The organism is Chitinophagales bacterium (assembly GCA_041392475.1).
Lineage (GTDB): Bacteria > Bacteroidota > Bacteroidia > Chitinophagales > UBA2359 > JAUHXA01.
The window spans coordinates 1149639-1169581 of the sequence record JAWKLZ010000001.1; the positions used below are offsets into that span (position 1 = coordinate 1149639).

General features: G+C 36.8%; 12 protein-coding genes. 8 read left to right on the top strand and 4 right to left on the bottom strand.

Annotated features, from left to right (window positions below; translation table 11 throughout):
- Nucleotides 1-68: 68 nt before the first annotated feature.
- Complete coding sequence (locus R3E32_04220) at nucleotides 69-2246, bottom strand: T9SS type A sorting domain-containing protein (GenBank protein MEZ4883924.1); 2178 nt, start codon at nucleotides 2244-2246, stop codon at nucleotides 69-71.
- 136 nt (nucleotides 2247-2382) lie between these two features.
- Nucleotides 2383-3720: a hypothetical protein gene (locus R3E32_04225; protein MEZ4883925.1), complete on the bottom strand. Its 1338-nt coding sequence runs from the start codon at nucleotides 3718-3720 to the stop codon at nucleotides 2383-2385.
- Between the two features lie 184 nt (nucleotides 3721-3904).
- On the opposite strand from R3E32_04225, the gene R3E32_04230 reads away from it, so the two are divergent.
- The 6 genes from R3E32_04230 to R3E32_04255 all read left to right on the top strand — a co-directional run bounded on the left by R3E32_04230 (nucleotide 3905) and on the right by R3E32_04255 (nucleotide 14115).
- The gene (locus R3E32_04230; protein ID MEZ4883926.1) at nucleotides 3905-5890 is read left to right on the top strand and encodes a DUF3857 and transglutaminase domain-containing protein; all 1986 of its coding nucleotides are present in this window, start codon (nucleotides 3905-3907) and stop codon (nucleotides 5888-5890) included.
- 374 nt (nucleotides 5891-6264) lie between these two features.
- Nucleotides 6265-8217 (top strand): DUF3857 domain-containing protein, encoded by a 1953-nt coding sequence (locus R3E32_04235; GenBank protein MEZ4883927.1) that lies wholly within the window; start codon nucleotides 6265-6267, stop codon nucleotides 8215-8217.
- Nucleotides 8218-9637: 1420 nt separating this feature from the next.
- Entirely contained in the window at nucleotides 9638-10906 is a 1269-nt protein-coding gene (locus R3E32_04240; GenBank protein MEZ4883928.1) for a prolyl oligopeptidase family serine peptidase, read from the top strand.
- Between the two features lie 333 nt (nucleotides 10907-11239).
- On the top strand, nucleotides 11240-11701 hold the full coding sequence (locus R3E32_04245) for an ADP-ribosylglycohydrolase family protein (GenBank protein MEZ4883929.1): 462 nt from the start codon (nucleotides 11240-11242) through the stop codon (nucleotides 11699-11701).
- Nucleotides 11702-11966: 265 nt separating this feature from the next.
- A complete protein-coding gene (locus tag R3E32_04250; GenBank protein ID MEZ4883930.1) occupies nucleotides 11967-13442 on the top strand; it encodes a transposase in 1476 nt (491 codons plus the stop codon).
- 124 nt (nucleotides 13443-13566) lie between these two features.
- The gene (locus R3E32_04255) at nucleotides 13567-14115 is read left to right on the top strand and encodes an ADP-ribosylglycohydrolase family protein (GenBank protein ID MEZ4883931.1); all 549 of its coding nucleotides are present in this window, start codon (nucleotides 13567-13569) and stop codon (nucleotides 14113-14115) included.
- 164 nt (nucleotides 14116-14279) lie between these two features.
- Here R3E32_04255 and R3E32_04260 read toward each other — a convergent pair whose 3' ends face one another.
- Nucleotides 14280-14759, bottom strand: coding sequence for a PKD domain-containing protein (locus tag R3E32_04260; protein MEZ4883932.1), 480 nt, complete (start codon nucleotides 14757-14759; stop codon nucleotides 14280-14282).
- A 367-nt stretch (nucleotides 14760-15126) separates the two neighbouring features.
- Here R3E32_04260 and R3E32_04265 point away from each other — a divergent pair, with 367 nt between their 5' ends.
- Complete coding sequence (locus R3E32_04265) at nucleotides 15127-15468, top strand: PKD domain-containing protein (GenBank protein MEZ4883933.1); 342 nt, start codon at nucleotides 15127-15129, stop codon at nucleotides 15466-15468.
- Nucleotides 15469-15492: 24 nt separating this feature from the next.
- On the opposite strand, the gene R3E32_04270 is transcribed toward R3E32_04265, so the two are convergent.
- The gene (locus R3E32_04270) at nucleotides 15493-17952 is read right to left on the bottom strand and encodes an ABC transporter permease (protein MEZ4883934.1); all 2460 of its coding nucleotides are present in this window, start codon (nucleotides 17950-17952) and stop codon (nucleotides 15493-15495) included.
- A gap of 208 nt (nucleotides 17953-18160) precedes the next feature.
- On the opposite strand from R3E32_04270, the gene R3E32_04275 reads away from it, so the two are divergent.
- Nucleotides 18161-19942 (top strand): SLC13 family permease, encoded by a 1782-nt coding sequence (locus R3E32_04275; protein ID MEZ4883935.1) that lies wholly within the window; start codon nucleotides 18161-18163, stop codon nucleotides 19940-19942.
- Nucleotide 19943 lies beyond the last annotated feature (1 nt).

Below are 19943 nucleotides of genomic sequence, written 5' to 3' on the forward strand. Positions count from 1 at the left end.
CATTAAGCACTTGCCTGTGCTTTCAATATTGTTGCATGTATTTTAGAATTGAATCCTGCGCCAAACCGCTACAACCGCACTACCTTTTCTTCAATTAACCTATTTCCTGATGCATCTTTTGCAACAACTACATAGACACCAGCCAATAAATCTCCCAAATCCACAGAAACCCGATTGTCAGAATTAGTCAATTCGATAGATTTTAGCAAACGTCCATCAATGTGGTACACTTCTATGGTTTTCATCTTCGTCAAGTCATACTCGATTTGAAGCGCACAAGCAGTTGGATTTGGGAAAATATGGAAGTCAGCAGCAACAGAAGAGGTTTCTTTTCCTGTAAAATAGGATTCTGCAAAAGAAAAGGCTTCTTGGCCTATTTTTATGCCTATCAAACGTCCTGGCATATCATCAGCAGGCGGGTGAATACCTCCCCAAATTCGAGAAAGGCTACACTGATCAGAAGCATCTCGGTAAGTTGCCCATTGAAGGGTCAGGTTCGTGCTCGGACCGTCTTCAAAGACCAAAAACTCATTTTGAGGGCATGAAAATTCTCCCATTCCACCCGGAAAAAAGGGGTCTCCTGTCATGGTAGTCAAGACTTCTGCTGCCGCACGACTGTAAGTAGAGTGTCCCGATACATATCCTGCAAAAGGAGGTGTCACAAAGGTTGGTCGTTGGTAGGGAAACCAGTTTTTGGCACGTATCCACCCCACTCCTGCAACATCTGTCTTGGGATTGTCAATAAAATTGGGGCCTTTCCAAGCATATAGTTTCACCTCCCCAATATATTGACCTGCAAACCCTTGAAGTGGATCACCCTCTTCAATGAGTTCTATATATCCCGGAACCAAAGGCAGTCCACCTGCATTATAAGACGGCAAATTGGGGTCAGAACTTTGCCCCAATTCTGCCATACCCCGAATAGCTGAAATCGGGCGAATATAATCGTACCAACCTTTGATACCCCATGAAGCAACCGCTACATCGTGCATCGCACCTCCCAAAGCAAAATAGGCTTTGACATCCCACTCCAAATCGTCTAATATTTCACCTTGTCCATGCATTTTTTTGACCAAATCAGGATGGTCGTTCACATAGTTGAGGATGGTAAACCAGTGTCCTGGTGGCGTTTCGGAATTGGGGCCATCTGCCCAAAACTCAGCCAACACCCTTGCATAATCGCCACGTTGGACTATTTGAGGAGTGTAAGGTAAACCTGTTTTAGGATTCATTGAATACCCTGTACTTTTATCTCCTCCTTCCAGCAAATCATAAAAATCCTGTAGACCTTCAATCGTTGTAGGATAATCTTCCACAGACATATTGCCGATAGAAGCAGGAGAAATATCCCATAATACGTCTTCTGCTGGGTCAAGGTGAGAAGACCAAATAGATACCAAAGCGAAACTCCATTTGTATTCATTCGAATTACCACTTCCATCAGCAGTCCAATGGGGTGGCGTACCTGGATCATGGTAGACCCAATAATCAAATCCATCTCGATTGTAAACAGTTAATTCTTCTGTTTGCAGTGAAAAAGGACTCACTTGTCCCCATTCTGGACTTAAAAATGGTGGTGTAGTATCACCAAGAGGGTTTCCCGATTGATCTATGAACTGGGCAAATCTCAGAGGTTGCCAACGGTTTAGATCTTCAATATTGACGTTTCCAGAAAGTTCTAACAATAATGAAGGATTTACTGGCTCATAATGCAGGTTGGCGTATTGCCCCTGTTCATTCGAGCCGTCTTGAAAGCCATATTGAATAATGTGTCGGGCAATGTAATTTCCCATTTCTGCCGCACCACAAGCATAATCTTCAATAGTATTTGTGATATCATAGCCCATTTCCTCCATGAAAAGGTCTATATCTGTAAATATCAATTCGGCACCAGGCGAGTTCTTAAAACGATGTCGCATGATGCGGTAAACAGCAAAACTCATAGCTTCTTCTTGTGCAGCTTTCACATCTTCTTGAGGCGGAACACTGCTGAAGGGAGTGGTATAACCATGCACTGTTTTTCCTAAAAAATAGGTATTTGCAATGCTATCATACACCGCCCAAGCATCGTACATCGCTGCTGAGGTGTGAAACAAATTGCGGGCATGCACTGTGGGGCGTGCAAAATCTACTCGAATAGCTTCCAATACTTTTTCATTCCATTGACGTGCAATAGAATTTTGTGCATGAAGGGCAGAAAGAGTGCTTATTACAAACAAAAACAATAGGGTAAATATATTTTTCATTTTACTATATTTGTAAACATCCAAAAAGCCAAATATAGCCATTTCATCGGTTTTCTTCAAAGACTTCGGTGTTTTTAGAAGGACAGCATAATGGCAAAACCTCATCTTAAGGATAATAACACACCTACTACTATTTTTACCGACCCAGCCAAAAAGGTATCTCAAACACTTTCTTTTCCTCCTTCCCTTCCCTTTTCCGTTCTTCAATCCGAAAAACATTTTTGCCAACCTGCAATGAATCTGTCAAAATATAACTAATGATACCTTGCTCTCCTTTATTGGGATGTTGGTAAAACTGCCATTCTATGTCTGTATATTTTTCGTTGTTCAAATACACTTGGTAAAACGTTTCAAAACATTGCAGGTAAGCCTTATTTTGAAGTTGACCGTATTGAAAACTGCTTATTGATTCCTCTTTATTCAATGAAGAATTCTTACAAACCTCTTCCAATTTTGCATCCAAACGTTTGACATAAGGGATAAATAATTTTACAAATTTTCCCTCCATCACATCAGAAGGAATACAAGGTTGGGTAGCATAACGGTGTTTGGGACGCAAACTATCGTAATACATCGGATTGAGCGCAAATTCGTTGCTTTCTTCAGCATAATAGAGTCGGGTTTCGATACCTTCATACTGCAATTTTGCATTTAGCAAGATGAAAAGGGTAAGTAAAGAGATGTAAACACCAATAAACACATTCATTTTTCCTACCGAAGCATTGGTAGAAAAAGTCATAGAAAGGTAATGAAATGGACGATTCAATACATTGAAAACCAATCCACTAAATGTCCAATAAATAAAAAAGTGGTATTTATCTGCAAAAGTAGTGTGTTTGAGTTTGGTATAGTTGAAAAGGGAAATGAGAACTCCAAACAAACTTATAACAACTCCCAATATTATGAAGGTGATTTGGTTATAGCGACCATCGTAGTAAGAGGGCAGTAAAAATTTGACCAGCAAACTCAATAAGAATATAGAGCTTACCAAAATACAAACACTTACCAACGACAAGACAATCAACCCTGAAAGCGAAAAAATGATGCTACAAAGGCGGTCAATTTGCAGGCTAAAGTCTTCTAAATTGGTGATTTTTTGCCGCAATTTCTCAACAAATTTTTTACCCCCATACGGATAATTGTCATAATCAATACCTTTAGGATAAACCGATATCAAGCCCAACACCCCTATCCAAAAGACCCGTAAGACAAAATGTATAGAAAAATTAACCGCTATGGCATAAGAAGCAATGCTTAGGTAAGTAGTGAGAATCGCCGCATACATGAGGATATCTGCGTCAAAATTAAACGCCACATAATGTTGAAAGTCTGCTATAAGAGCAGGAAACTGCATAGTTGCAAAAATAGCCAAGCCTGATATGAGCAATTCTGGTTGCCAACTTTCTCGCTCCAAATTTTCCAGCCATTCTGGTCGGTTGGTATTTTTGACATGGAATTGTTGATTTTCTTGCATAGATACAAAACAATGGTTTTTCAAATTTAACAATAAAATTACATTCTGATAGAATTAGCTCTGAATTTGCAAACTATTCAGCTTCAAACTCCGTTACACATTAGCATCTAATAAATCATAAGAGGAAAACCTACAAACTACTATTATTTTCATCACCTAATACGCTATTTTTAAACTTCAATACATGACTAAGCAAAAGAAAATTTCCAAAACCTTTTATGAGGTAAGTTATTTATTTTCAATGGCTTTCTGTTTTTTCTTTGCAGCCAACATGCTTGCTCAAGAGCCTAGTGAAGAAGCCATCAAGCATCAATTCCCCGATGCAAAAGCAGTGTTTTTGAAACAACATGAAACGCTTGAAATAAACTATGGAGTAGATAAATGGAATATTCAACGTCATATAAGTGAGGAAATGTTCTACCTTGAAAACGTAGGACAGATGTTTTCGCAAAAGTCTATTTACTACACCAGTTTTGAAGACATTAAGGATTTAAAAGCCTATACAAAAGTGCCTTATGCTAAAGGTAAAAAGACACTTTACAACGAAGTTCCCGTAGAAAAGATAGATACCAAAGATGTGATGATGGGCGGTATTTTCTATTCTGACCACAAAGAAAAAGTATTCACCTTTCCAGCCGTGAAAGAAGGAGCAATTACGTCGGTTTCTTATACCGAAGAAACGGATGAGCCTCGACTTTTGGGTGCATTTTTCTTTAGTTCCTATATCCCTGTACTTTCTTCCTCCTTCACCGTAAGTGTACCCGAAAATATAGAAATCACCTATAAGGTATTGGGAGAAAACACCGAAAACATACATTTTGCAGAGCACAAGAAAGGAGACATAAGGCATTACACTTGGACGGCAAAAAATCTTCCAAAACTGGAGCGTGAGGATAATGCACCGAGTACAAGCTATTATGCACCTCATGTAGTAGTTTATATCAAAAGTGGAACGTATGCTGACCAAACAGAAGAAATTATTACAGATGTTTCGGGTTTGTACAAATGGTACAACTATTTGGTGACCCAAACCGATAATGGAGAAGATACTCAATTGCAGAAAGTGGTGAATGGACTTATGGACGGAACAGAAACGGAGGAAGAAAAGGTGAAAAAGATTTTTCAATGGGTGCAAAGTAATATCAAATATGTAGCTTTTGAAGATGGTTTGGGCGGTTTTATTCCAAGAGGTGCAGGAGATGTTTGCACCAAAAAATACGGTGACTGCAAAGACATGAGCAATATTTTGGTGAAAATGTTGGATATTGCAGGCTTGAAAGCCTACCATACTTGGATTGGCTCTCGTGACAAGCCTTATTCTTACTACGATGTACCAACTCCTATTGCAGACAACCACATGATTGCAGCGATAGAACTGAACGGAGAAATGGTGTTTTTGGATGCAACGGGTGAATATTTGTCTTTTGGCTATCCTACTTCCATGATTCAAGGTAAGGAAGCTCTCATCGGCATTGATGCTGATAACTTCAAGATTATCAAAGTACCTATCATTCCGAAAGAGAAAAACGTACTTTCAGAAACGGTAGAAGTGAGCATTGAAGGAAAGGATCTAAAAGGTTCGGCGGATTCGAAGTACATTGGTTACAAAAAAATATTTGCAGAATATGCACGATTGAGAGCTGAGGCTGATGGATCGAGTGACAAATTTTTCAACGCTTATCTCCAAAAAGGAACGAATAAGTTTGAAATCACCAAGATTGAAGAAAGTGGTTTTTACAGTCGAAACGATAATATTGATCTAAAGTATGACTTTAAGATACCTGATTACGTCAAAAAAGCAGGTGACAAACTGTATGTGAATCTCAATCTGAACCGCAAGTATAGCGACCAAGATATTGACTTGGAAAAACGAAAACTGGACAAAGAACGGGACTTCAAACAAATAGAACGCGCTACTTATCAACTGAATATCCCTGACGGTTATACGGTTGAATATTTGCCAGAAGCGAGTAGTTTTCAAGATGAAGAGTTTGGTTTTGACATTCGATATGAACAAAAGGACAATATGATTACCCTACATTCTGAAGTATATATCAATCACTTGATGCTCAAAAAAAGCAAGTTTGAGGAATGGAACAAAATGATTGATGCCATTTCAAAGGCCTATCAAGATGTGGTAGTATTGAAGAATATGAAGGATAATGGGTAAGGCAAATTAAAATGCACTTTACAATCAGCTATTTATGAAATGAACTTTGTAAATTTATTTCTGAAGTGTTCCTAATCTGGCGAAGCTAGTACCATAAAATTCAAACTCAAGTATCAAATTCAAAACCGCACTTGATGTTGGGTAAGAAAATTTAAAGTCTTGCCAATGGAACAAGCGCAAGACTTCAGTGGTTACTGACTAAGTTAATAGTCCATAGTTTTTTTCTAATAAATTGATAGTCAGTTAATTACAAAAAAGACATATTGTCATAACTATTTGATAATCAAACCTCTGCGCCTCTCTGTCTCTGCGTTTAATATAAACTACCTGAACTATTGTAAGTAGTAAATTAAAATATATCAATTCAATAATAGATGAAAACCATGTTCAAAAAAATCATTTTCCCTTTTGTGCTATTGTTTCTTACTTTTTCTGCAATGGCGCAAAAATATACCCATCAAGACTACGATTGGGCAGAAACTCCTGAATTGCACGCATTTTCAGAAGCAGATATGCAAAAATCGGCCATTATCCTAAAAGATGTGCGCATTTTGGAATTTGTGTACACCGATTTAGGCGATCTAAACCTCTTTGAAACCAAACACAAAATCGTGAAGGTGAACGAAGACAAAGCCATTGAAGCTTACAATAAGGTGTTTGTGTCAATGCGGGATGTGGAAGATTTCACCGTTCTAAAAGCTCGGGCGATTTCACCAGATGGTAAGATTACGGAACTGAACCGTGACAATATCAAGGAATTGAAGGATGTAGAAACCTACGGTGCTTTCAAAATTTTTGCCATTGAAGGGGTAGAAAAAGGAGGTGAAATTGAATACATCTACACAACCAAACAAGATGTGAGAGAACCTTTTGGCAGGATTGTATTTCAGTCAGATGTAGAAGTAAAAGAAGTTGTGTTCAAGCTCATTTCTCCTTCTAATTTGGTTTTTGAAACCCAATCCTACAATGGTTTCCCGAAATTGACCGAAACCGAGGGCGAAGAAACCCGCACGATTAAGGCAACTGTCAAAGACATTCCCGCACTTTTGGAAGAAGACTATGCAACCTATGAATCCAACTTGATGAAGGTAGATTACAAGTTGTCTTACAACAATGCAGGACTGAAGAAAAAAGAATTGTATTCGTGGACAGAAGCAGCGCAGTATTTTGGAAGTATCTTGGTAAATGACTCTGAGGAGGCTACCGAGATGCTGAAAAAAGAACTGAAAGCACTGAAAGTGAAAAAAATGGGTGAAGAGCAAAAAATCAAAACCATCGAAAACTATGTGAAAGACAATTTTTCTTTGGAGGCGAATGCGGGAGCGGAATACGGTCAAGTGGAGAAAATTTTGGTCAATAAATTTGCAAGTGAGTTTGGATTGAACCGCCTTTTTGCGGCCTTTTTGCAGGTGGCAGAGATTGATTTTGAAGTAGTGCTGACCAGCAATCGGTTTCAGTCTAAATTTGACAAAGACTTCACGAGTTGGACCAACCTCACAGACATCATTTTTTACTTTCCAAAATATGATAGCTATGTAACTGCACCGATGATTCAATACCGCTATGGTTATGCACCTTATCAAATGGCGGAAAACTATGGTTTGTTCTTCAAATTGGGTGAAAACCCTTCTCCAGAAGTGCGCTATATCTCGATGCCAGGAGCTGATAAAAGCGTCAATAAAATAGATGCACACATTACCTTCGACAAGGACTTCAATGCCAAAATGAATGTCTTCAATGCGTGGACGGGCTACCGTGCGTCGGAGTTTCGCACCATCCACAAATACGACGAAAACTTCATGAAAAGTCGGGTGTTGTCGGGTTTGGAAGGTGCAAAAATGCTGAATCTTGCGGTGAAAAATGAAGACTTGGCGGATAATGCCAAAGGCGGCAAAACCTTTGAGTCGGACACTGAATTGGATGTGAGTTCTTTGGTCGAAAAAGCGGGCAATAGTTACTTGTTCCGTTTGGGTGAGGTAATTGGCTCACAAGTCGAACTCTATCAGGAGCATGAACGCCAAAATGCCATCGAAATGCAGTATCCTACCTACTACGACCGTTCTATTTCTTTTGAGATTCCAGAGGGTTATACGGTGGAAGGTTTGGAGGATGCCAAAATCAATACCTATGTCGAGATTGATGGCGAAAAGGTGAATGGTTTTGAATCGGATTATACGATTGAAGGAAATACGGTGACTATCAATGCGGATGAATTCTATCACACGATTTCTTTGCCGAAAGAAACGTATGAAGATTTCCGCAAGGTCATCAATGCGGCGGCTGACTTCAATAAGGTGGTTTTGGTCTTGGAGAAGAAGGTGGATTGAGATAATTGAGACTCAAAATACTATTTTTTGTGAGGCTTGTAGAATTTGGATTCTGCAAGCCTTTTTTTTCTTCAAATTCTTCCATCCAAACTGTTTATTTTGAGCGGGAAAAACTTTGTTATTTGGGCTTGTTTTTATAGCTTTGAGAGGTGAGGAGTTTTGATGTATGGGAATATCAATTACTTGGTTCACATAATCTAATACATATATTTCTATTGTATAAATATAAACTAAATAATAAGTACCTAACCAGATTTAAAAGGATATTAAAATCTTCACAAGAATTTAATAATAAACATTTTGTGATTTTTGAAATGTACAAATAATTTTGATTAGCTACTTATTAATCTCGACTATACTACTACCCACGAATAATTGAGAATTCAGCTTCTTTCATAAAGTATTGAATCATAATTGGGCATTCTGCAATATTTTGGTCTGGCAGTCCTTCTTTGATTCGTTGAATTAAGTCATTCAAGTCAAAAATATGGGTTTCAAGTTGCTAATATGCGGGTATTAAACCCAAGAAAATCATCTATACCTTGGATTTTTATCATGCTGTTGAAAATTTTTTCTTCCCAAAATACTGTTCCACTCTGAGACACAAAACTGTTCCACTCTGAAACAGTTGCTTTTCATCAAAGCTATAAATTTCAGTACATACTACTGTCTATCAAACACTTACTTAAATGGCATAGCCTTTGCCTATAATAGAGTGTAGAAGCACATAGATACCCAGTATTTATAACATCCCCTATACAAGCTTATTTTACATGATATGCCAAATAATAAAATTATGTTGGAAAATGGAAAAGAAAAAGAGGTGATGTATAAATCACCTTTAAGCGATGCTGAGACCATTGCTATTACCAAGTATTTCTATAAAGGTTTAACCATCCTGTTTTAGCTTCAAGATTTTCAAACAACATTGCACCACCAGACACAATAAAATTTTTATGCGGAGCAGCTATATTTAGAAACCCTGAAGACAATATTCTGCCCTTTCCAAAGAATACAATTAATTTCACTCCTTGCTATGATGGAAGCATAGACATTAAAGAAAGTTCTGATTCATACACTGGAATAATTGGTTTTGATTTTGGAGAAGGTAGAGTTATCGTATGCACGGACCAAGGCATTTTTAGAAGTTTAGATTTACTTATTGATGGTGAGAAGATTCCTATCACTATTCATGACCCCGATTGTAACAATGCAGACTTATTTTTAAACTCAGTAAGATTGCTAGTGAAATTGCAATAAAAACTACTCAAACTGTATAAAAACAATAGCTAAAAGTAGGTTTTTGAGAAGTTTTCTCCCTTCAAATAAATATTAATTGAGACAGAAAGACTCGTCTACTAAATACACCACGAAGCATAAATCCCCTATTTTATGCCATCTAAAAAAAAATCAAAAAACAATGAAGTATTTTGGAATTTTAGCAATTATGTTTTTTACGATAACACTAAAGGCACAGTCCTTTACAGGCAGTATTGCTTATGAACAAACAATCTTTAACTATCATATAAAGCTTACAGAAATAGAAAAACAGACAACGGCATTTTTTTCAAGTATAGAGATGAATGCTTATGAAATACCTTGTCAAAACACAACTTTTGACAAAGATTCGCTGAAGTTTTATGTGATTAGTGATTATTATACTTATGAATATAAGTTCTTACTGCATGGTAAAGATTTCAAAGGACAACTAAAAGTTTCTTCAAATGAAACAGAACAATTATTAAACACCTTTGAAACCAACTTGATTCGAGAAAACACAACAGTATCTGAAATAATTGAAAAACAGGAATTAACCTTCACTTCAAATAATATTAAGCTTTATGGCACATTATGGAAACCGAAAAATCCAATCAATAAGGGTTTGTTTTTCGTGACCTCTTCTCAAGGTAATGACCGAAGTGGAACCAACGCAGAAGCCTCATATTTCACTAATTTAGGTTATACCGTTTTTAATTATGATAAAAGAGGTACGGGAAAATCAGAAGGCGAATGGCAATCGGCAACCATAGAAGAACTGTGTTCAGACGATATGAATGCTATTGCCTTTTTTGCAAAAGCTGCAATGCTTCCGCTCTCTGAAATTGGAATAAAAGGAAGTAGTCAAGGCGGTATAAAAATACCATATATATTGTCAAAAATACCTGAACTCAAATTTGGAATTTCAATAAGTTGCCCAAGAGGAACACTTTTAGAGAGTGATTTAAACAATTGGAAAAATTCAAATACCTCTCAAATTGGTCAAGAAAATATAGATGTAGCTGCAAAAATTCAAAAAGCAGGATATGATTATTTGGCAAATAATTTAAGCTACAAAAAATTAAATTCAATTAAAACTAAATATATGAATCAGTTTTGGTTTAAATATATTTGGATTCCTGACGAAAATATTCAAAAAGATTACAAGTTAAACTTTAGTGGATTGCCTTATTTTAAAAAAATCAGTCAGCCTATATTAGTAATTCAAGGGCTATCGGATAAAATAATACCTGAAGATAGTTATAGGGTAATAGAAAATGCTTTAAAAAAATCTAAATCAAAAAATTACGAGATTTTGACTTTTGAAAACACTACACATTCAATGATGTATTTAGATAAAGAATTTCCTTATTTTCAATTATTAACACACGATTATTTAAACGTAATTACTAATTGGCTTAAAAAAATCTAAAATAGATAATAATAGCACTGAATTAAGTAAGTAGTGTGCAACATAAATTCATTCAATATATTCTTAATCAAACTATTAAATAACGACAAGAGAATTTAACAACAGCACTAAGCTGTTTTCGCCACAAGTCTGTGATTCCGATTTATCGGAGCAGTTCCTTTCGTATTTTTTAGCGTTTTTTGTTACTAAAAGGCTTGCTAAGACTCCCCATTTACCACATCTTTTGCACTTTTGTGATGCCCTGTCGTCGATATTTTTCAACAATCGGGTATATTTAAGGTGTAAAAGCTAATTTTTTTCATAGACTACCGTTAGACACAACAACGAAAACAAATGGAATCAAATAAAGTAATAGATGCATTATTAGGAGTTGCTATAGGCGATGCCGTTGGCGTTCCATTTGAATTTAGTTCAAAAGATAAAATGAAATCCAATCCAGCCAAGGGAATGATTGGATATGGAACTTACAATCTACCAAAAGGAACTTGGTCTGATGATAGTTCATTGACTTTTTGTTTAGCAGAATCCTTAATCAATGGATATGATTTAGAAGATGTTTCAAAAAAATTCATTAGATGGAAAAATGAAGCGTATTGGTCTGCAAGAGGAAAGGTATTTGATATTGGAATGACAACAGCAAAAGCGATTTCAAGATTGGAGAAGTTAATAGAAGATGGTGATATAGAGGAATTAAAAAAGCAAAAGTATCATGGAAATGAGTATGATAACGGCAATGGCTCATTAATGCGAATAATTCCTTTACTTTTTTATATAAAAGGAAAACCAATTACTTAAGTTTCGCACCTACTTTTTTACTGAAAAAGAGGCTTAAAACAATTATATACAATCGGCTTAAATGAGCTAAATCTTTGTAAATTACTCTCCTAAATCTCGAATTCCATTTAAGGAAAGCACTTTTCCGTCACTATAATTACTGTAAATAAATATTTATAATTTATTTACATACAAAGTGTTTTGAAGAAAATTAACTTGTTTGTTAAAGAGGAAAAACAGCATAAAATATGTATATTTGATTCACTATAAACAAAATACAAAAATTATGCTGCCTGATTGCAAGATACAAAAAGTACACGAAATTAAAAGCCTACTGAAAAAAAATAATATTGTAGATGCTTTAGCCCGAGCTTATGAACCCTTTCAATTGAAAAGCTTGTGCTATCCCTTAGACTTACTCAAAACCCAAGGTTATCCTATTTCTGTGCTAATGCTCACACTGCTGCTGCTTCCTTTTTTGGGAGTCGATAGTATTCATGGATTCTCGAATGGTGCTTACAGTCATGTTTTTGAAGGAGCAAAAGATTGTTTGTATCGTTTAAAAAACAATGAATGGATAAATTGGCGTAAGCTTCTATACCGATTTAATAAACGCTATAATGAGCTGGCTGACAAACATATGGTGAAATTGAGTGAGGAGGAAAGAAAAGGGATGAAACCGAAGTACAAGTGTTTGACTGCTGATGATAGCCCAGTGAACCATACAGGCAAAACCATCGAAGGTATCAGTAAAGTTCATGACCATTCTCTCAAATGTACTGTTTTGGGCTTCAAACTCTTGGTCTTAGGCTATTTTGATGGAATCAACTTTCGACCTTTAGATTTTTCCTTGCACCGAGAAGGGCAAAATCGCCAACGCTATCGTTTTGGTTTACCTGTTAGGGCGCTCAAAAAACAATATCGTAAAATTAGAGCTAAATTATCGGCAGGTTATGAACGGTTTAAGGAATTGGATAGGGATAAGAATAGCCAACTAATCAGCATGATAAAAAGAGCATTGAAACATGGATATGTACCTGATTATGTGTTGTTTGATGCTTGGTTCTGCTGCGAAAAAACATTGAAGGCTATCCGTTTACTTCGACAAGGAGTCATTCACATAGTGGCTGCTTGTAAAATGGGCAATGCCAAATACAACTATTTATCCAAAGAAATGTCAGCTGGGCAGATTTTAAAAACATTGCGAAAAGTTCATAAACGTAAGCCCAAAAGATGCCGCCTACTTGGGTGTTATTATTATACCGTGGTGGTGGATTATAAAGGTATGGAAGTCAAGTTGTTTTTTGTTAGGTATACTAAACGAAGCAAATGGAGACTTTTACTGACTACCCAAACAAGCCTTCGTTTTACTCAGGCTATGGAAATCTATGCTATTCGATGGTCTATTGAGGTCTTTTTCAAAGAAGTAAAGCAACTTTTAGGTATTCAAAAATGTGCTTCCAGAGATTTTGATGCTCATATTGCTCATACCACTTTAACTTTGATTCAATATGTTATGTTGAGTTTGCATAAACGCTTTTCAGATTATGAAACGATTGGCGGCTTATTCAGAGCTATCAGAGACCAATATATTCAAGCAACGATTGCTCAAAGGCTGTGGCAAATCATGATTTCTATTCTCACACGATTGGTTCAAAAGATAGAATGTGATATGGAACTGGTCTTGCAGTTAATTATTCATGACAACGATTTCAGGCAATTATTTTCGGGTATGGTGCAGCTTAAAGTACAAGATGAATAGGAGATAAGCATTTGTTTAGAACCTAAATGGAAAAACATAACTAAGTGGCTTATTTACAATTATTTATAATCTATCAACATCTATAAATATCTTATATTAAAACATAAAAACAATTAACTAACAAATGCTTACTTTTTTAAGTGGCGATGCGAAACTTAAACCAATTAAAGAACAATTTGAAGTCATATGGGAAATATCTGCATTAACTCACAGACATATAAGGGCAGCAATGAGTTGCTTAATATATTTGAAGTTAGCAGAAAAATTACTTGAAGGAAAAGACAAAGAAATTGCCTATTCAGAAATGAGGAATGACATATCAAGATTTTGGGAAGAAATGGGTTTTTCAGAAATAGAAAGACAACACTTCAAAAGAGTAGTTCAGCAAGACATAAGAGAAGTGGAAATAGATGACTTGAAATCAGGAGGATATGTAATTGAAGTTCTCGAATCGAGTATATGGTTTTTTCTGAATAAAAACTCATATAAAGAAATAATATTGTCGATAATAAATATTGGACATGATACTGATACCTCTGCTGCAATAGCAGGAGGTCTCGCTGGAATTTATTATGGACAAAAAGGAATTCCAGAATATTGGATTGCTTCAATTGCAAGAATGGAAGATATACTGAAATTAGGTGAGAAATTAAACACAAAATACTATGTATAATGGAGTTGGCAACCCAAAGCACCTACCACTATTTATCCCGAATCCTCAGTATCACCACACGACTTATCAAAAAAGAATTCGTTGATATTGATGAGAGTCAAAAAATTGCAATTTTATTAAAAAAGGTGGATTAAATTTTTAATTTTTCCAGTAGGGCGCAAATCTTACTCAAACAGATTCACAACTTTTGTACTATTAACATCTTCTTGGGTTACTTTCTGCAATTTATTGCTTTGGATGTAGTAATTGCCACCTACAAAATCAACGCAGCCAGTTTCAGGATTGTGAATGATGGCAGTGAAGTAATAAATGCCTGCTTTTTCGTAGGTATGTGCGGCATCAGTTAAATCTGCCGTAGCACCGTCGCCAAAAGTCCATTCTACTCTCGAAAATTCACCTACTGCTTTGTTTGTGAAACTAACAGTCAAACCTTCAATTTCTAAATCAAACAACATATCCAAATCACACACTTCTTTGTCATAAATCGGTGCTTTGTCCAAAAATGCGCTGCTTGTTTCGGCAACCATGTTTAAGTCAATGATTTCCTCCGTTGTATTGTTAATACCTACACTTGCGAAAGTAGTAATTGTGATAAAAAGAGCTAAGGTGAAAGTTGTGATGATATGGAAGATGAAATTTTTCATGACTATTGGGCTTTAAAAATGTTTTGCGTTGTTTCTGCTTAGTTGTACGGAGGGTTTCAAAAAAATGTTGCAGAAAAGTCATTTTAGTGTCATGGAAAAAGATTTTGATTTAAGAATCAATGACTAACTATTTGGTTATTATTTTGTTGTAGATTTTTTTGTCGCTTTAACTTGATGCAATAAAAAAGAAAATAAATGAATAGGCACGAAGATATTTGTATAATAATTCAATTGGAATTGTTCAATTAAAGGCATAAATAATCAACACGTCATAATATTGTCATTTTTATCTCATTCTTCAAATTCAAGTGAATTTTGGCACAAGGTTTGGCAAATGATACTTATCCGTACTCAATCCACAAATACAATGAAATACTCAATAACCAAATTCACAATTGCCCTTTTCCTCTGTAGTCTTTCTTCAATTGCATTGACCAACAATACTCCCAAAACCAATAACGAAACCGAGTGTCAAATTGAAGTAGCCTTCGAATATGCAGTAGAAAATCTACGTGTGCAGTTCAACAATGCTTCAATGGGGGATTACAATCAACTTCAATGGGATTTTGGTGATCAAGTTCAATCAGAAGAAATCAATCCAACACATGAATACAGCAAAGAAGGAATGTATCGCTTTTGTGTAACAGCAACCAATTCTCTTACCGATTGCAGCAAACAATACTGTGCAGAAGTATATGTTTTTGAATAGGTGCTAAATGACTTCAATTTTCGCCTATTCATTCCGCAAAGCCTCCACAGGATTCGCCAAGGCCGACTGAACTGTTTGAAAACCAAGCGTGACCAAAGCAATCAATAAGACGACAACAACAGGAAGCACAAACAATAGCCAAGACAGTTCAATTCGATAGGCATAATCCTGCAACCAATGATTCATGGCATAAAACACCAAAGGAATCGCTAATACACTCGCCAAAGCAATCAATTGAAGGAAATCCTTAGAAAGTAAAGACAAGATATTTGGAACAGTAGCCCCCAATACTTTTCGGATGCCAATTTCCTTCTTTTTTTGAAGCGCCGCATACATCACCAAACCATATAACCCAAAGCAAGAAATCAAAATTGCCAAGAAAGAAAAGTAGCCAACGATTTGACTTAGATGACTTTCTGTGGTATATAAATCCTCAATTTGACTGTCCAAAAACGCATAATCCATTACCTTTTCAGGAAAAAATGTTCCCCATTTTTGGCGAATGAAATCTACCGTTTCAGGAATCTCTGTATTTTGAATCCGAATCGAAAAAGTAGTAAATGTGCCTGCATTGACCTGAATAGTCATGGCTTCAATGGGTTGTGTCAGACTTGTATAGTGAAAATCTTTCATCACACCCACAACCGTCCCCTGTTTTCCTTCCATATTGATGTTCTTTCCTATTGCTTCAATAGCATTTTTCCACCCCAAAGTTTCAACAGCTTTCTCATTGATAATGAAAGCATTTAGATGGTCAGTTCCAAAGGATTTGTCAAAATCTCTACCTTCAATGATTTGCAAGTCATAGGTAGCTGCAAAATCGTAATCAACTGCCATAGAACCAATATACATATTATCCTCTGCTTTGATAGAATCGGTCGTCACATTTCGACGAACCGAACCCATGCCTGGCAATGCCGAAGAAAGTGTACTGCCCAAAATATGTGGATTTTCTTGCAGGCTTTCTTCAAACGCATTCATTTTGGCACGCAATTCACCCGTCACCCCTCCAAAAATCGTGTTCATGTTTTGGCTGAACAAACGCACCGTAAGCACTTGATCCTGAGCAAAGCCCATCGGTTGATTTCGCATAAACTGCCATTGTTGATACACCACTAAAGTAGCCGCAATGAGTGCAATAGTAACGAAAAATTGAGTGGTAATCAACACTTTTCGCAAAGCAACTCCTTTCGGAATACTTTGATAACCTGTTCCCTTCAATATACTCGCCGCCTGAAATCGGGTAACAAAAAAAGCGGGATAACTGCCAGCCAAAATACCTACTCCCAAAAAAATACCAATAAAAATCAAGATTTCTTGCCAGTGCTGCAATGGATTAAATTGCAGCGATTTAGCTGTCAAATCATTCAATATTGGCAAGGTGAATTCGAGCAGCAAAAGCGAAACAATAAAGGCGAAAAAACTCAGCAGCAGCGATTCACTCAAAAACTGCCCAATCAAATTTCCTTTATTTGCACCCACCACTTTTCGGATGCCCACCTCGGTTGCTCTTTTCAAAGAAGCTGCCGTAGAAAGATTTACAAAATTGATACAAGCAATCAATAAGGTCAATAAAGCAATGATACTGAACAGGTAAATATTCCGCATACTTCCCACAGGCTCAATTTCCAAACCAATACCCGATTGCAGTTGTATCTCCTTCAATGGCTGCAAAACAAACGCTTGTTTGTCCCTCACTTTCTCATTGCCATGTATTTGCAGTAATTGAGGCATTTTAGCATCTACACTTTCAGGAGATTGATTGTCTTTAAGCAAGACATAGGTATAAAGATGCGAAATAACCCAATTTTTGCTGAGGTTGTCCTTCATGTTTGCACGGATAGCTTCATTTTCAATGTCAAACATGTTCTCAAAGGGCGCAACTAACTCGAAGTGAACATGTGAATTATTGGGATAATCTTCAAAAACACCCGTTACTTTGAAAGCATATTGACCACTCATCAAAATAGTTTTGCCCATCGGATTACTTTCCCCAAAGTATTTTTCTGCAATTGATGCTGCAATAACAATTGAAAAAGGGGCATTCAAGGCAGTTTTGGGATTGCCTTTGAGAAAATGAAATGTAAAGATATCGGTCAAAGTAGAATCTGCAAAAAAGACCCTATCTTCTTCATATTGCTTGTTTTCACCGCCATTGGAGGAAGGCACTTCAATGCTTGCACTTCGCAAATAGAACCGAGTTGTCTGTTCGATTTCTGGGAAATAGTCAGTCAAAAGCGGTGAAAGAGGTGGTGGAGTGCGTGCCAATTCCATTCCATCCCCTGCAAATTTCGGCTGGTATTTGACCCGATAGATGCGCTCAAATTTCTCCTGAAATTGGTCATAACTCAATTCATCTTTGACAAACAAAACAATCAAAAAGCAACAGGTCATTCCCATCGCCAAACCCAATATATTGATCAGGGCGAATATTTTGTTTCGCATTAAATTGCGGAAAGCGGTCTTGAAGTAGTTTTGCAGCATAATGAAGATATTGAAGTGAATACCAAAAATAAAAGTGAAAATAGGGTGAATTAGGCAAAACTTACAACGTTTTAACAGTGATTAACTTTAGCACTAAATAAAAATTAAGAAGGATACTTATTACTGAAACTTTTGAATTCCTGAAAACTTATCAGATTTAGAGCGTTTATTAGGGAAGTTGGAAAAGTAAAAACCAATATCATGTTTTATGACTATATCCATTACACTACTTTTTGGAATAATATTGTTGCTAATTATTATGCTCATTTTTGAAGTTTTACCTTCAGATACACTTGCCGTAGCACTGATGGTCGTATTGATGGTATGCGGATTTGTGACCCCGCAAGAGGGAATTTCTGGTTTGAGCAATCAGGCAACAGTAACAGTATTGGCACTGATGATTTTGAGTGTGGGATTGGAAACAACAGGCGTGATTACCTCCATTGGTAAGCGAATCAAGCTCTTATTTGAGCGCACAGAGTGGGTAACTATATTGGTACTGATGTTGATTGTTGGTACTTGTTCGGCATTTATCAGCACTACCGCAGTAGTAATTGTTTTTCTGCGAATTATGATAAAATTGTCGCAAAAAATGCCCGCAAATCTTGCCAAGATACTCATGCCACTTTCCTTTGCAGGCATCATGGGTGGCTCATGTACTTTGTTGGGAACTTCCACAAATTTGCTGGTAAGTGCCATTGCTAAGGATTACAAATTAGAGCCTTTTGGCGTGTTTGAGTTTACACCTATTGGAGTGATTTTTTTTGTAGCAGGACTCGCTTATATGGTGCTGATTGGCAGACATTTGATTCCAAATCGAACACCTATTGGAGCGGATTCTACTCGTCAATACGCAATGGAGGGTTATTTGACCGAAATTGTGATACCACCCGATTCTAATTTGATTGGAAAACGCATTGATGAAACGATTTTTTACCAAGATGAAGAAATTAACTTCCTCGAAATCAAACAAAGGAACAGTCAATACTATGTGCCAAATGAAGTGCTGATTCTTCAAGAAGATGATTTACTTTTGGTGAAGGCGAGTGTGGAAAAAATAGCAGAATTGCATCAAAATGACGATGTTAGGTTACTCAGTCGTCAAATGGCCAAAAGTGACCAAGAAGAAAGCAAGGAAAAGACAACTCTCTGCGAGGTAATCGTACGTCCAAGTTCACGGTTGATTGGCAAATCCCTGAATCGAATTGCAGTGAAAAAGGAGTACAACGCCTTACCACTTGCCATCAAGAAGCACAAGTTGTACTATTTCATGAAGATAGGACGGATAAAGGTAGAGTCTAGTGATACGGTATTAATGGAAGTAGAACAAGCTGATTTTGAACAGTTTTACAATTTGCCCGATTTTGTAGTATTACAAGAACATGAGGATTTGTCCTCAAAATCTGATAGAAGGTATATCGCTGCAATAATTATGGTTGCAGTTATTTTGTTGGCAGCCACCAATGTATTGCCGATTTTGGTAAGTGCTTTGTCGGGATGTGTTGCCATGTTTTTGACAGGCTGTTTAGATTTGCAAAAAGCCTATCGGCGAGTAGATTGGAGCGTTTTCTTTTTACTTGCGGGGGTGATTCCTTTGGGGATTGCGATGGACAATACAGGTGCGAGTCAGTTGATTGCCAGCACTTTTGTAGAAGTATTGGGCGAAGTTTCTCCCCGAATATTGGTGAGTATATTGTTTATTTTCACCGCCTTGCTCAGTGGAGTCATTTCCAACAATGCCACTGCCATATTGATTGCTCCAATCGCCGTTTCGATAGCTACAAGTTTGCAAATTGATCCTCGCCCATTGTTGTTCACCGTCATGTTTGCGGCAAGTGCCAGTTATATTTCTCCAATTGGTTATCAGACAAATACATTGATTTATGGTCCAGGTGGATACAAATTCGCCGATTTTGTGAAAGTAGGCGGAGGCTTGATGTTGCTGATATGGGGCTTGGCAACTTTATTGATACCCATGTTTTATTTTTAGT

Bases quoted from the DNA above. Each gene is read 5' to 3' on its own strand.
- R3E32_04250 (MEZ4883930.1), top strand. From the start codon at position 11,967: ATGCTGCCTGATTGCAAGATACAAAAAGTACACGAAATTAAAAGCCTA.
- R3E32_04260 (MEZ4883932.1), bottom strand. From the start codon at position 14,759: ATGAAAAATTTCATCTTCCATATCATCACAACTTTCACCTTAGCTCTT.
- R3E32_04235 (MEZ4883927.1), top strand. From the start codon at position 6,265: ATGAAAACCATGTTCAAAAAAATCATTTTCCCTTTTGTGCTATTGTTT.
- R3E32_04275 (MEZ4883935.1), top strand. From the start codon at position 18,161: ATGACTATATCCATTACACTACTTTTTGGAATAATATTGTTGCTAATT.
- R3E32_04245 (MEZ4883929.1), top strand. From the start codon at position 11,240: ATGGAATCAAATAAAGTAATAGATGCATTATTAGGAGTTGCTATAGGC.
- R3E32_04240 (MEZ4883928.1), top strand. From the start codon at position 9,638: ATGAAGTATTTTGGAATTTTAGCAATTATGTTTTTTACGATAACACTA.
- R3E32_04255 (MEZ4883931.1), top strand. From the start codon at position 13,567: ATGCTTACTTTTTTAAGTGGCGATGCGAAACTTAAACCAATTAAAGAA.
- R3E32_04265 (MEZ4883933.1), top strand. From the start codon at position 15,127: ATGAAATACTCAATAACCAAATTCACAATTGCCCTTTTCCTCTGTAGT.
- R3E32_04270 (MEZ4883934.1), bottom strand. From the start codon at position 17,952: ATGCTGCAAAACTACTTCAAGACCGCTTTCCGCAATTTAATGCGAAAC.
- R3E32_04230 (MEZ4883926.1), top strand. From the start codon at position 3,905: ATGACTAAGCAAAAGAAAATTTCCAAAACCTTTTATGAGGTAAGTTAT.
- R3E32_04220 (MEZ4883924.1), bottom strand. From the start codon at position 2,246: ATGAAAAATATATTTACCCTATTGTTTTTGTTTGTAATAAGCACTCTT.
- R3E32_04225 (MEZ4883925.1), bottom strand. From the start codon at position 3,720: ATGCAAGAAAATCAACAATTCCATGTCAAAAATACCAACCGACCAGAA.